15 protein-coding genes are annotated in these 13,272 nt (G+C 58.8%); 12 read left to right on the top strand and 3 right to left on the bottom strand.

Features of this window, described 5'->3' with window-relative positions; translation table 11 throughout:
* Positions 1-205 precede the first annotated feature (205 nt).
* Positions 206-466, bottom strand: coding sequence for a hypothetical protein (locus Q0G75_RS06645; protein ID WP_294414476.1), 261 nt, complete (start codon positions 464-466; stop codon positions 206-208).
* Positions 463-975, bottom strand: coding sequence for a helix-turn-helix transcriptional regulator (locus Q0G75_RS06640; protein WP_294414475.1), 513 nt, complete (start codon positions 973-975; stop codon positions 463-465). The genes Q0G75_RS06645 and Q0G75_RS06640 overlap by 4 nt, the downstream gene beginning before the upstream one ends.
* Before the next feature lie 211 nt (positions 976-1,186).
* Between Q0G75_RS06640 and Q0G75_RS06635 the strand changes: the two genes are divergently transcribed.
* The 8 genes from Q0G75_RS06635 to Q0G75_RS06605 all read left to right on the top strand — a co-directional run bounded on the left by Q0G75_RS06635 (position 1,187) and on the right by Q0G75_RS06605 (position 7,515).
* The gene (locus Q0G75_RS06635; RefSeq protein ID WP_294414474.1) at positions 1,187-1,423 is read left to right on the top strand and encodes a hypothetical protein; all 237 of its coding nucleotides are present in this window, start codon (positions 1,187-1,189) and stop codon (positions 1,421-1,423) included.
* Positions 1,413-2,537 carry a site-specific integrase gene (locus tag Q0G75_RS06630; protein WP_294414473.1) on the top strand — a complete coding sequence of 375 codons (1,125 nt, stop codon included), beginning with the start codon at positions 1,413-1,415 and terminating at the stop codon, positions 2,535-2,537. Before Q0G75_RS06635 ends, Q0G75_RS06630 begins: the two co-directional genes overlap by 11 nt.
* Positions 2,530-2,910, top strand: a complete 381-nt coding sequence (locus tag Q0G75_RS06625; protein ID WP_294414472.1) for a hypothetical protein — start codon at positions 2,530-2,532, stop codon at positions 2,908-2,910. The genes Q0G75_RS06630 and Q0G75_RS06625 overlap by 8 nt, the downstream gene beginning before the upstream one ends.
* A 2-nt stretch (positions 2,911-2,912) precedes the next feature.
* The gene (locus Q0G75_RS06620) at positions 2,913-3,131 is read left to right on the top strand and encodes a hypothetical protein (RefSeq protein ID WP_294414471.1); all 219 of its coding nucleotides are present in this window, start codon (positions 2,913-2,915) and stop codon (positions 3,129-3,131) included.
* Positions 3,119-4,126 (top strand): AAA family ATPase, encoded by a 1,008-nt coding sequence (locus Q0G75_RS06615; protein ID WP_294414470.1) that lies wholly within the window; start codon positions 3,119-3,121, stop codon positions 4,124-4,126. Before Q0G75_RS06620 ends, Q0G75_RS06615 begins: the two co-directional genes overlap by 13 nt.
* A gap of 306 nt (positions 4,127-4,432) precedes the next feature.
* On the top strand, positions 4,433-4,693 hold the full coding sequence (locus Q0G75_RS09385; RefSeq protein WP_294414469.1) for a helix-turn-helix transcriptional regulator: 261 nt from the start codon (positions 4,433-4,435) through the stop codon (positions 4,691-4,693).
* Positions 4,686-6,320, top strand: a complete 1,635-nt coding sequence (locus Q0G75_RS06610; RefSeq protein WP_294414468.1) for a hypothetical protein — start codon at positions 4,686-4,688, stop codon at positions 6,318-6,320. The genes Q0G75_RS09385 and Q0G75_RS06610 overlap by 8 nt, the downstream gene beginning before the upstream one ends.
* Before the next feature lie 85 nt (positions 6,321-6,405).
* Positions 6,406-7,515: a DNA cytosine methyltransferase gene (locus Q0G75_RS06605; RefSeq protein ID WP_294414467.1), complete on the top strand. Its 1,110-nt coding sequence runs from the start codon at positions 6,406-6,408 to the stop codon at positions 7,513-7,515.
* Positions 7,516-7,839: 324 nt separating this feature from the next.
* Here the strand turns inward: Q0G75_RS06605 and guaA are convergent, their stop codons facing one another.
* Positions 7,840-9,435 carry a glutamine-hydrolyzing GMP synthase gene (gene guaA, locus Q0G75_RS06600; RefSeq protein WP_294416320.1) on the bottom strand — a complete coding sequence of 532 codons (1,596 nt, stop codon included), beginning with the start codon at positions 9,433-9,435 and terminating at the stop codon, positions 7,840-7,842.
* A gap of 345 nt (positions 9,436-9,780) precedes the next feature.
* Between guaA and Q0G75_RS06595 the strand changes: the two genes are divergently transcribed.
* From Q0G75_RS06595 to aroF, 4 genes are all read left to right on the top strand, one after another.
* Positions 9,781-10,782, top strand: coding sequence for an undecaprenyl-diphosphate phosphatase (locus Q0G75_RS06595; RefSeq protein WP_294416318.1), 1,002 nt, complete (start codon positions 9,781-9,783; stop codon positions 10,780-10,782).
* 72 nt (positions 10,783-10,854) lie between these two features.
* Positions 10,855-11,793, top strand: coding sequence for an AEC family transporter (locus tag Q0G75_RS06590; protein ID WP_294416316.1), 939 nt, complete (start codon positions 10,855-10,857; stop codon positions 11,791-11,793).
* A gap of 180 nt (positions 11,794-11,973) precedes the next feature.
* Positions 11,974-12,255 (top strand): chorismate mutase, encoded by a 282-nt coding sequence (locus Q0G75_RS06585; protein WP_042433231.1) that lies wholly within the window; start codon positions 11,974-11,976, stop codon positions 12,253-12,255.
* Complete coding sequence (gene aroF, locus Q0G75_RS06580) at positions 12,252-13,055, top strand: 3-deoxy-7-phosphoheptulonate synthase (RefSeq protein ID WP_052297781.1); 804 nt, start codon at positions 12,252-12,254, stop codon at positions 13,053-13,055. Before Q0G75_RS06585 ends, aroF begins: the two co-directional genes overlap by 4 nt.
* The last annotated feature ends 217 nt before the right edge of the window (positions 13,056-13,272 follow it).

Below are 13,272 nucleotides of genomic sequence, written 5' to 3'. Positions count from 1 at the left end.
TCGTACGAAACGAAACTCAGCGGCACAGCGCGGCACTCAAAAATGCAGGTCAGAACCCTATCGGCCTACTCCCACTCGACTGGAAATTCGATGGCCGTTATAGCTCGTCGTGTCTCTATCTGTACTTTCATGCTCTGTCGTCTACTCGATATCAGATTCGCTTGCACTCATTCTGCACTCACGAGCAAGATTACTCCCGATGCTCTTAAGAGGAAGCTTTTCCAGTGCTTGGGCCTAGCGTCTTGACCAGGTTGCCAGCCAAATCTTTGAGAGAATTCTTGCCCTGCTCACTGCTGGCGAAACCCTCAATGACCTCGGTCACTTTCCCGACGAACTCGCTGTTCAGCTTCTGCTCCATGAAGTCGCGGATCGCATCAACGTCCTTCGCGCTCATTTCGCCGAGATATACCTTCTCGAAGACAAACGCCGAGCCTTCGCCAATGGCTGCGCCGATCGCCTTGCTCACTCGCGGTTCCCCGTGCCACCCCTCAGCCTGGCTCGTTTCAGCACTTCGAGGGCATCTTCGCCATCGTCCCAGGTCTGCTTCCACTCGTCGTATTCGGCCTGGGTGATTTCTTTGCTGTCGAGTTTCTGGCGCATCCTGTTCCATTCGTTGAGCAGCCCGGATATCCTTTTCGCATCCCCGATCGGCTCGACGCTCAGGTGGCCGAGCCCCGCCTCGTCCACCCCTGGCTTCAGGTGGAAGGCCTCCTCGCTCTGCAGCAAGGCGTAGCAGAACTCCGTGCTGTTCAGGAATTCCGGCGCGGTCAGGTACTCGCTGCGGACGCCGAACGCCTTGGCTATGCGGTCGATGATCTCGCGCTTGGGCATGCGGTCGCCCAGCTCGTAGCTGCGGAACGCGCTCTCCGTCACGAAGGACTTCTCTGCGGCTTCGCGCTGTGTCCAGCACCGCTTCAATCGCAGGTCGCGGATTCGCCTGCCCAGCAAGGACGAGGGTTCTTTCTTCTTGAGCACGGTTGAGGCTCCTCTCGCGGACTCGTTGGTCGAACGTACGCTGCGGCACTCGGCAACAGCCCGGGGTACGCAGCGGCAATGGCGCAATTCTAACACCTCACAAGAACGTGAGCAATTTTCCGAGAATCTGTTGACATCACATAAACGTGAGGTTATGTTGGCAACATCAAAGCTCACAGATACGTGAGGTAACCAAACGAAAGGAGCGGAGATGAACGCAAAGCTTATAGGCGTGGACGAGGTGTGCGAGCAGCTGAACGTGTCCCGGGCGTACGCCTACAAGGTAATTCGAAAGCTCAACGCGGAGATGCAGGAAAACGGCTGCCTGGTGGTGCCGGGGAAGGTCAGCCGCAGCTTCTTCGAGGAGCGCTTCTTCGGCGCGGAGGGCCGCGATGCCGGCAGCAAGGCCGAACCTGCGGCGGAAAAGGGAGGCCGAAATGTCGGTTAGCAAGGACAAAGCCCGGGGCACCTATTACGTGCAGTGCCGGTACCGCGACTGGCAGGGCAAGCAGTGCAAGAAGACCAAGCGCGGCTTCACCAGCGAGCGCGCCGCCCGAAGATGGGAGCACGATTTCCTGCTACGCATCGAGGGAGCGCCGACCATGACCTTCGCTGACTTCTACCGGGTCTACCGAGAGGACGTCTCCCCGCGCCTGCGCCGAAGCACTTGGAACACAAAGGCCGTGATGATCGAGACGAAGATCCTGCCCTACTTCGAGGCCAAGCCCATCAACGAGATCGCCTCGACGGACGTCATCGCCTGGGAAAACGAGCTGATGGAGCTGCGGACCAGCAACGGCCTGCCGCTCAGCCCGACCTACCTGCACAGCATCTGCAACCAGTTCTCCGCCATCATGAACCACGCGGTGAGGCACTACGGCCTGGCATCCAACCCCATGCAGAAGGTCGGCAAGATCGGCGAGAAGAACGCCGACGAGATGAACTTCTGGACCAAGGACGAGTACCTCCGCTTCAGCCGCGAGCTGCGCGACAAGCCCGTGTCCCACATGGCGTTCGAGATCCTGTACTGGTGCGGCCTGCGCGTGGGCGAGCTGCTGGCGCTAACGCCCCGGGACTTCGACTTCGCTCGCCGCACGGTGTCGGTGACGAAGTCCTACCAGCGCATCGGCCGCGAGGACGTGATAACCGCCCCGAAGACCAGGAAATCGGTGAGGACCATCGTGATGCCCGAGTTCCTGGCCGAGGAGATGCGCGATTACCTAGCGTGCCTTCGAGGCATCGCCGAGGACGAGCGGATATTCCGCTATACCAAGGGCTTCCTGCGCGCGGAGATGCACCGCGGCTGCAAAGCATGCGGCATGGAGCCCATCCGCATCCACGACCTGCGCCACAGCCACGTGAGCCTCCTCATCGAGCTCGGCTACTCGGCGCTTGCCATCGCCGACCGCATGGGACACGAGAGCACCGAAGTGACCATGCGCTACGCCCACCTGTTCCCGAACAAGCAGCAGGAAATGGCGGCCGACCTGAACATACAGCGCGAAGCCAGCGCCGAATACAGCCCGATGAGGGCCTTGAGGGAGGCGAAAGGTGATGAGTAGGAAGAACCTGGACGAGCACGGGCGCCTGCGCAGCAAGACGGTAGCGTTCCGCGTGTCGCCCGAAGAGGGCCGGAAGCTGGATGCGATCGTGGCCATGAGCGGCCTGACGAAGCAGGACTACATCGTGGCGCGGCTGATGTGCCAGGAAGTGACCGTGGTGCCCAGCAGCCGCGTGCAGAAGGGCATGGAAGAGGGCATGCAGATGGTCTATCTCGAGCTTTTGCGCCTGGGGGAAGGCGACGAGGTGCAGCCCGAGGTGCTTGACGTGATTCGCCTGCTCGCAACGCTTTTCGAGGGCTTCGGCGGCGAAGGCGCCCCCACCGCGCATTGTTCGCCCCGCGACGCGCTCTTGTACATGGAGCGGGGCGATTAGCGATGTCTTATTTCGGAGGGATCGAGGAACGAAGGCGCAGGCTGCGCGATCACGGCTTCGAGGGCGAGCCGAGCGGCGAGCAGCTCGTCGACTACGCGCTCTCGCTGGAAGACCGCCTCGACGCCGTATGCGCGGCGATGGGCCTGCAGCTTCGCCAGGATGCCCGCGGCAGGTGGTTCGCCGCAGCCGCGCAGGAGAGGGCGGATCGATGGCCGCGCTAGATGTGCGCCTCGCAAGCGAGCTCATCCAGGAGCCACCCATGGAGGCCGACTGGGTCATCGAGGACCTTCTGCCCCTGGGCGGGCACGTCGTCGCGGGACCGCCGAAATGCGGGAAGAGCTGGCTGTGCCTGTCCATCGGACTGGCCGTGAGCTCGGGAAGCCCGTTCTGGGGCTTCGCCACCAAGAAGTGCGGTGTGCTCTACCTGTGCCTTGAGGACACCTACGAGCGCGTGAAGAAGCGCCTTTGGGCGCTTTCCGACGTCGCGAGCGAGCGCTTCTTCCTGAGCAACGCGGCGCCTTGCCTGGGCGAAGGCCTGGTTGAGCAAATCGGCGGCTTCCTGGACGAGAACCCCGACGTGCGCCTGGTGATAGTGGACACCTTCCAGAAGGTGCGCAGGCCGAGCAGCGACAGTCTGTATGCGGCCGACTACCGCGACTTCGGCGCGCTGAAGAAGCTTGCCGACGAGCATGCTGCGTGCCTCATCGCCGTGCACCACACGCGCAAGCAGGCCGACAGCGACGTGATGAACACAGTTTCCGGCACCAACGGAATCACGGGTAGCGCCGACAGCACCTGGGTTCTGTCGAGGCCCAACAGGGGCGCCGCCGACGCGACGCTTTCCATAACGGGGCGCGACGTGCGGTTCCAGGAACTGAAGCTGCGGCTCGAGGACTGCATCTGGGAGCTGGTGGGCAAGACCAGCGAGGAGGAGCTCGAGGAGCGCGACGTCCCCGATTGCGTTATGCGCACGCTCGACTTCATGTCGCGCGGCGTGAGCATCTGGCAGGGAACCATGAGCAACCTTATGGAGGCTGCGGGAATCGAGGGCGTGACGGTCCCCGTGCTGGGCAAGCACCTCGCGCAGAACAGCGGCTTCATGCTCTCCAGGGGCGTGCGCTACGCCAAGAAGCACACCAGCGCGGGCCAGCTGGTGACGCTTCGGCGCATAGAGGATGAAAGTGGTGAAGGCAGTGAAGGGAAACCGGCTATATAGAAACCTGCCTTCACTGCCGTCATCGCCGTCACGGGGTCGTTCGCAAGAGCGGCCCCGTTTGCATTGCGCGGCGGCGGAGTCGCGGCTGGCAATCGCATTGGCGTGACACCGGCGGGCAGCACTTTTCAAGGGATGCGGGCTGATTGGGAAATCCAGCAAGTAGCCTATGCCGTCGGACAAATCCTCGGCATAGGAGAACGGAGGCGCCCATCGTGCACCCGTTTGCGGGGGATTCCCCGCGCCCCTAGAGCAACGAAATGTTCCATGCCCAAGAAGAGTCAATCTGAATAGTCATATAATGGCTGCATGAAGATAGATTCACATATCGGTCATTGTATTAGCGAGTGGCGCAGAAAAGCGGGGCTTTCACAGGAGACGCTTGCCCAAACAATTGGCTTGCAGCAAACAGCCGTGTCTAAGATTGAGGCAGGAAAGCAAAGCTTGACCGTTGAGCAGCTACTTCTTGTCCTTGATGCTTGCGGCGTTTCTGACCCAGAAGCTCTCTCTCAATTGAGAAATGGCGCCTCTAGCTCCTCGAAGCCTCTATGGGAGCGTATTGATGAATAGCATATATCTCGAATCACTCGAATCAGTTCGCAGCGCTATAGCTGAAACCGGTTTGCCCGTTAGGATTGACGAGCTTGAGGATGCCTCTAGTCGGGTCTTGGAGTATATGGTTTCTGAGGGTTACGAAGAGCAAGAATGCTCAGAACGCTTTAGCGAATTATGGGAGGTCTGGCTTTCGACCGGCGAAGTCTCCAAAGAATTCAAGTCAATCGTTTTCCATCTTTTCAAAGCCTGTCCCAGGGTTGAATTTCTCGGGGAACACCTTTTTTCCCTTCACAACGATTTGGTTGACAAAGATTACTTGACACACGAACAGGCGATGGCTCTAATCGGGAGCGCGGAGAGAATCGTGACACTAGCACTTCACGAAAAAATGTGCGCCTACATGATTACTGAGCATATCGGCATCGAGGGTCTGACTTTTCATTCAGTACAACGCATGCTTCGTTGCGTAGGCTTATGTCCCGAATTTACTAAAGACGACGCTGTCAAGGTTATGAAAGACGATCGGGCGGAGGTTCTCCGTACGTTCAAAGACGACGATGATAATCAGGCGCTTGAAACTCTTGGCAACCAGCTCGGCAAGCTCGATTGCCCCGATTCAATTGTCTCAACGATTAAATATCTTGATCGGGATGTTGATCATGAACCCTATATGTTCATGATTCATTTCGAGCTTTTGCCGCTGGAAAAATACGACAGATATCCTGGAAAAGGGGTGTATGAATTTTCCCCTAGAGGCGAAGCCTGCAACTATCTATGGCATGACGAATACAGGAATCCAACTCAAAACCCTTACCTGAACAACGCAAAGGGTTTTGCGGCATTGGATATGACGTGGGCTGAGAACAGAAAAGGTAAACAAGGAGCGAAGAATGGCCCAGTAAGGTTAGTGGAATTGTTTGCTGAACTTGGGAAGCTTCCTTATCCAAGCAGAAGGCATGCTGGCTGTCTTATTCGTCGTTGGTTATGCCGTCGTCTTGACCGAATTCAAGAAAACAGACCTGAAAAGCTCCCGTTGCCAGCCGAGAAATCACGTATTCGCTTCCTTAGGCACGTGAGCAAAGGTAATACCGCTAGTCTTGGCGTTATAGATCAGCGCGTTTGTGATTTCTTGGCTGTGTTGGATCAACCGGAAGAGCTTCGAAAAAAGGCACGTGGTTTGGGGTCGTCAGTCAACGAAACTAATTTAAGTGCCGCAAAAATAGGAGATGTTGAATTCGTCGACTACGGGAACCACTCTATTGTCGGATATGAGGCACATGGTGGACAACTTAGAGACGAATACATAGATCTCCACTTGAACACTCTTGCTCGAATACTTTCTGAAAAGAGACTGGAGCTAAGAGAAGAGGCTGATCCCGCAGTTTGGGATATCACGGTGAAATATGTTGCGCACGATATATCTCCGCTCGTCAAATATGCGACTCCAGCCGTTGTAAAGGTTTCCGATTATGACGTCACGGTCCTCGCAATCACGTACTCTGGATTGATGGATAGTCTCGGCGGCATCGAAGGCCTAGCGGAATATGAAGAACTTTTCGATTCGTTGGTACACGAAAAAGTTAATTACGGAGCAGTGCCCGAACCGATTTCGAAACGGTATTACGAACTCATCTCTCTCTAATTCTTCGATTTTTTGAATTGATCTTCGGTTGCTTGCTATATCATGAGCTATGCGAATTTAGCATGAGCTCATGAAAGGCATATAGATGCATAGACCTACTTTCGTATCCTTGTACACAGGCGCTGGTGGACTTGACATAGGTTTTTTGGCTGCTGGCTTTACGCCTATCTTCTCTAACGACATAAATGCTGACGCTATGCGGACTTATTCAAAAATGCTCGACATCCTCCAGAAGCAAGATTCGTCGCTGAAAGACGGTTGTAGGCATGCAATAGAAGTGGGCGACATCCGTGCTGTCAAGAATCTTCCAGAGCGCGGCTCGGCCGATGTTGTAATTGGCGGTCCTCCCTGTCAGGGTTTTTCTGTTGCAGGAAAAATGGATCCCAATGATCCAAGGTCCAGGCATGTCTTTGACTTTCTCGCCATGGTAAAGCGGATTCAGCCTCGCGCATTTGTCATGGAAAACGTCAAAGCTCTTGCAGCCATTAAAAAATGGAGTGGAACCATTAGCAAGATACGCGAAGAGGCAGAAAGCATGGGGTATAGCACGACCCTCAATGTTTTAAATGCTGCGGAATTTGGAGTTCCTCAATCGCGAGAACGAATGTTTCTTGTGGGTGTTAAAGGCGATTCTTCTCCAGAGCCGATATGTCCACCGGCAAATGTAAGACAGATGACCGTCAGAGACGCATTAGCGAAGCTGCCTCCCCTTGGTGAAATCGGCAATGACCAGGTTTGCACAGCGAAGGTTACAGCTGCGAAAAACCCTGTAATGAGAAAATCACCCTGGGCAGGCATGCTGTTCAATGGCCAGGGACGCCCAATGGATTTGGACGCCCCTGCACCAACGCTCCCAGCATCTATGGGCGGAAACAGAACTCCTATCGTTGACCAAAGGTCTTTTGAAACTGGGGAAGAATCTTGGGCGGTCGCATACCATCGGAATTTAATGCAAGGTGGACCTGTTGCCAAATCTGTGCCTGAGAGGCTTCGGCGTATTAGTGTTGATGAAGCGGCTGCAATCCAGACATTTCCTGTTGATATGCCTTGGCAGGGATCCCAAAGCTCGCGTTACAAACAAATTGGAAATGCCGTCCCTCCTAGACTCGCGTACGAAGTTGCCAAATCAGTTAGAGAGGCTCTGAGCATTTCATGCGAAGACAGAGAAACCCTGTTGTACCGTCTTAATTCATGAGCGTTTTCTGTGAGTACACTGTGAGTACAGATATCAATATTCGGGACTGTTCTAGTGATACTGTGAGTACAGCTTTCGAAAAGAATATCCAAAAGCGCAGCTAGACCGCACGTTATCGTGAGCACCGGGAATGAGGAAACTGCTAAATGAACGAACAGGATGCTTAATCGCAGGTCAATGTGAGAAAGAAAAGACCTTCGGAGCTGCATCCGAAGGCCTTTTCTACAGCTTGTGTGCTGCTGGCTTGGAGGTATATCAACGCATCAAGTCATTCCATAACGCACAAGGATTCACATTGAAGCAACCTCACGATAATGTGCGTTCCTACTCCCACTCGATCGTCGCGGGGGGCTTGGGGGTGATGTCGTAGCACACGCGGTTTGCACCCGGTACCTCAGCCACGATGCGGCTGGAGATCTTCGCCAGCAGCTCGTAGGGCAGCTTCGCCCAGTCGGCGGTCATGGCGTCGGAGCTTTCCACGGCGCGCAGGATGATGGGGCGCTGGTAGGTGCGCTCGTCGCCCATGACGCCCACCGACTTGATGTCGGGCAGCACGGCGAAGTACTGCCAGCAGCTGTGCTCGCTGTTGCGCTCGCCGGTCTCCTCGAACAGGCGCTGGTTGTACGCGTCAAGCTCCTCGCGCACGATGGCGTCGGCGTTCTTCAGGATCTCAAGCTTCTCGGCGGAAACCGCGCCGATGATGCGGATGGCAAGACCCGGGCCGGGGAAGGGCTGGCGATGCACGATGTGGTCGGGCAGTCCCAGCGCCGTGCCGAGCGCGCGGACCTCGTCCTTGAAGAAGTGGTCGAGCGGCTCGATCAGGTCGAAGTGCACGCCCTCGGGGAACGGGATGAGGTTGTGGTGGCTTTTGATGGTTGCCGCCTTGCCGCCCGTCTTGCGCGCGCCGGACTCGATGATGTCGGGGTAGATGGTGCCCTGGGCCAGGTACTTCACGCCGTCGAGCTGCTGGGCCACAGTGAAGAACTCCTCCCAGAACTGCGTGCCGATGATGCGGCGCTTCTGCTCGGGGTCGGTGACGCCGTCGAGCAGCTTGGCGTAGCGCTCCTCGGCGTGAACGTGGATGAAGTCGACGTCGAACTGCTTGGTGAACACTTCCTCGACCTGCTCGGGCTCGCCCTTGCGCAGCAGGCCGTGATTGACGAACACGCAGGTCATCTGCTTGCCGACGGCGCGAGCGCCCAGCGCTGCCACCACGGAGGAGTCGACGCCGCCCGACAGGGCCAGGATGACGCGGTCGGAGCCGACCTTCTCGCGGAAGTCGGCGGTCAGGGTGTCCACCAGGTTGTCCATGGTCCAGTTCGGCTCAAGCCCGCAGATGTCGAACAGGAAGTTCTTGAGCATCTGGTTGCCGAACTCGGTGTGCTTGACCTCGGGGTGGAACTGCGTGGTGTAGATCTTGCGCTCCGGGCACTCCATGGCGGCGACGGGGCACACGTCGGTGGAGGCGACCACGGTAAAGCCCGCGGGAACGTCTTTCACGGCGTCGAAGTGGCTCATCCACACGGTCTGATCGGCGGGCGTGCCCGCGAACAGCTGGCCGCCGGAGACGTGCAGCGTGGCGGGGCCGTATTCGCCCACTTCGGGGTGGTACACGCTGCCGCCCAAGGTGACGGAGGTGACCTGATGGCCGTAGCAGAAGCCCAGGATCGGCACGCCCAGCTCGTAGATGGCGGGGTCGACGCGCGGCGCGTCCTCGGCGTTGACGGAAGCCGGGCCGCCGGACAGGATGATGGCGGCGGGCGCCATCTCGCGCACCTCGTCTGCGGTGATGTCGCACGGGACGATTTCCGAGTACACGTTCAAATCGCGCACGCGGCGGGCGATCAGCTGCCCGTACTGCGCGCCGAAGTCGAACACGACGACTTTCTGGTTGGTGGAACTGGACGATGCGGTGCTCACTAGAGGCTCCTTCTTCGGTTGTATCACGCTGCCCGGCCGCGCTTGCGGCTGCACTCTTCTCTGCGTATTCGTAACGGCGATTGTACATTAAGCTGCGCTAATCCATACCTGTCGGCTGTGCATCTTCAACACAACGCTACGCAAGGTTCACGTTACGGCCCGCGTTTTGTGCCTTCCAATATCAAATGTAGGTAAAGAAAACGTGCGCCCGCTCTGGTTTATCGGGTCGAGCGAAGTTCGTGGCGCGCGTTGCGCTTCGCCGCCTTCTACAATTTCGAAGCCGTGCGGCATTGCAGGCTTACCGGGCCCGCGTTCGCACGCGTGCGGCTCACCGAAAGGCGGAACATGATCATCGAAGCGTTGAAATCCCTATTGATCGGCATCGTCGAGGGCGTCACCGAATGGCTGCCTATCTCGTCGACGGGCCACATGATCCTCGTCGATGATTTCGTACAGCTCCAGGTGTCCGCGGAGTTCCTTGCGCTGTTTTTGGTGGTCATCCAAATCGGCGCCATCCTGGCCGTGCTCACGCTGTACTTCCATAAGCTCAACCCCTTGAGCCCGCGCAAAAGCGCCGATGAGAAGCGCGCGACCTGGCGGCTGTGGGGGATGGTGGCCATCGGATGCATCCCGGCGGCCATTGTGGGCATTCTGCTCGACGATTGGGTGAACGCTCATTTCTACAACAAGGTCACCGTTGCCGCCATCCTCATCCTGTACGGCGTGGTGTTCATCGTCATGGAACGCCGCAACTGCCGTCGTCTGCGCCGCGCTCGCGCCGCCGTGCGAAACCAGGCGCGCACCCGCGCAGAGCAGCCTTCGGCCCCGCGCGGCCGTCATGCGCGCGTGCAGGCTCCGGCGCACTCCGCGCCCGCGCATGCCTGCGCCGCCAATGTTGACGAGGCCGCCGAGCGCAGCATTTTCCGCATCACCGATGTCGACGGCATCGATTGGAAGACGGCCCTGAAGATCGGCTGCTTCCAGGTGCTCGCCATCATCCCCGGCACCTCCCGCTCCGGCGCCACCATCATCGGCGGCATGTTGTGCGGCTGCAGCAGGACCGCCGCGGCGGAGTTCACGTTCTTCCTGGCCATCCCCATCATGTTTGGCTGGGGCCTGGTGAAATGCATCAAGTTCGCGGCCGCGGGCCTTGCCATGACGACCACCGAGGCGGTGGTGCTTGCGGTGGGCGTGGTTTCGGCGTTCGTCATGTCCGTGGTGTCCATCAAGTTCCTGATGGGGTACATTAAGAAGAACGACTTCACGGCGTTCGGCTGGTACCGCATCGTGGTGGGCGCGTTGGTGCTCGGCGTCTTCGCGCTGCAAATCGTGGGCATCCTGGCGTAAAGGCCTGCGCCTGGCGCTTTCCTGTCCTGCTCCGTGAGTTCACGCAATGCACGGGGAAAGGGAAGGGAAGCAGTGCTTAGCCAGTTCAGTAGCATCTTCACGCAGATGGTGGCCCTGTTCGCTGCCATAGGTGTTGGCTATATCTGCAAGAAAATGGGCGTTATGGACGCCGATTTCGACAAGAAGCTCTCGGGGCTTGTCTTGAGCGCCACGTTGCCGGCGCTGATCTTGGCGTCGGTGCTCAACGTTGACAGCTTGCCCGACCCTGTGCTCATGGGGCAGATCATCGGGCTTTCCGTGCTCAGCTATGCGCTGTTCATCCCCATCGCCTATATCGTCACCTACGCGCTGCGCATCCCCGACGGCTGCCGCGGCGTGTACCGCTTCATGCTCATCTTCGGAAACACGGGCTTCATCGGCTATCCCGTGCTGTCCGCCATCTTCGGGCCGCAGACGGTCGTATACGCGGTTGTGTACAACATCGTGTTCAACCTGCTGTCGTTCACCTTCGGCGCATGGCTCATCGCTTCGGACAACGAATACGGCGTCAAGGTGCGCATGAGCTGGCGTGATTTCGTCACGCCCTGCAACATCGCCACGCTCATCACCATGGCGCTGGCGTTTTGCGGCGTGCATGCCGTGCCCGTGGTCGGCCCCGCGCTTTCCACCACCGGCAGCTTCACCACGCCCGCCACGCTGCTCATCGTGGGCTCGTCGCTGGCGAACCTTCCCGCCGCCAAGCTTCTGGGCACCCCTCGCTTGTGGATCGCATGCCTGGTGCGCATGGTGGCCATCCCGCTGCTCATCTTCGCCGTCATGCGCCCCCTTGCCGGCGGCGCGCTGCTGGGGGTGGTCGTGGTGCTGGCGGCCATGCCCGTTGCCACCAACGGCACCATGTTCTGCTATCAGTACGGCGGCGACGCCAAGACCATGGCGCAGGGCACCTTCATCACCACCGTCTTGGCGCTGGTCACCATCCCGTTGCTGGCCACGTTCTCCGCTGTCTTATAGCCGGGGCGGGGCGCTGGCCCCATTTACCTACTTTATTCCTCAGATTTCCCTGAATCAGCCGGTTGTTTTGCTATCATGATGCGCACACGAGGGCCGCTTTCGTCCGGCACGGCGCGCGTCTGGCACTCGACGCGTCGCGCGGCCATGCTCGTTACCGCTCAAGAACAGGAAGGAACGCCGATGTCTGATCAGAACAGCTCGTTCGAGCAGATCCAGGAACATCGTGCAAAGATCGACGAGCTTGACCGCCAGATCGTCGCGCTGCTCAACAAGCGCGCCGGTCATTCGCTGGTCATCCGCGGCCTGAAGCCCGGTGCGCACCTGGGTCTGTACGACCCCAAACGCGAAGAGGAGATCTTCGAGAAGGTGGACAGCTATAACGAGGGCCCGCTTTATAACGATAACCTCCGCGAGATCTACGGTACTATCCTGAAAGTCATGAAGGAGACCCCGTCAGCATGAGCGAGCAGAGAATCGAAGCGAAACTGCCGGATTACGGCACCCGTACCGACGAGATAACCATCTACGCCGGGCCCTGCTCGGTTGAGAGCGAAGAGCAGTTCTTCGAAGTTGCCGAGTGCATCAGCGACCTGGGCCTGACCTGGATCCGCGGCGGCGCGTACAAGCCGCGCACCAACCCGCACAGCTTCCAGGGCCTTGGCGAGGAAGCGCTTAAGATCATGAAGGCCGGCGGCGAGAAGTACGGCCTGAAAACCCTTACGGAGGTCATGGACTCCGAGCACTGCGAGCTGGTCCATTCCTATGTGGACGGCCTGCAGGTGGGCGCCCGCAACTTCCAGAACTTCAGCTTGTTGAAGAACATCGGCAAGGTCACGAAGGACTCCCACAAGATGGTGCTGTTCAAGCGCGGCTTCGCGGGCACCATCGCCGAGTGGCTGGCGGCAACCGACTACATCACCATGGAGGGCAACGACAACGTGGTGCTGTGCGAGCGCGGCCTGCGCACGTTCGAGACGGCTACGCGTTTCACGCTCGACATCTCGGCCGTGCCCGTCATCCACAAGCAAAGCCTGCTGCCCATCTGCGTGGACGTGTCCCATCCGGCAGGCGTGCGCGACCTGGTGCCCAGCCTGGCGCGCGCCGCGGTCGCCGTGGGCGCCGACTCCATCATGATCGAGGTGCATCCCAACCCGCCGGCGGCGCTTTCCGACGGCCCGCAGCAGCTGACCCCGGCGCAGTTCCGCGTCCTGGTCGAAGAGCTGCGCGAGATCGCCGCGGTGTTCGGGAAGAAGATCGTCTAGCGCGCGAAGGCGTTTTGCGCAACGTAACGAAGGCGGATCGGGAAACCGGTCCGCCTTTTTTCGTGCGCGGAAAGGCGCCTTTTGCGGACGGGGGCCGGCCTAGCAGAAGGAGAAGCCCGACGGCCGCCTGGCAACTATCCACCCCGCTTCGCCGAGCCGTGCCGTCGGTGGGCTTTTCGTGCGTGGAATCGAACATCCTCTGGCCATGCTGTGCATG

The sequence above is a fragment of the uncultured Senegalimassilia sp. genome, from assembly GCF_934636665.1.
GTDB lineage: Bacteria > Actinomycetota > Coriobacteriia > Coriobacteriales > Eggerthellaceae > Senegalimassilia.
This window is presented reverse-complemented; position numbering and strand designations above follow the sequence as displayed.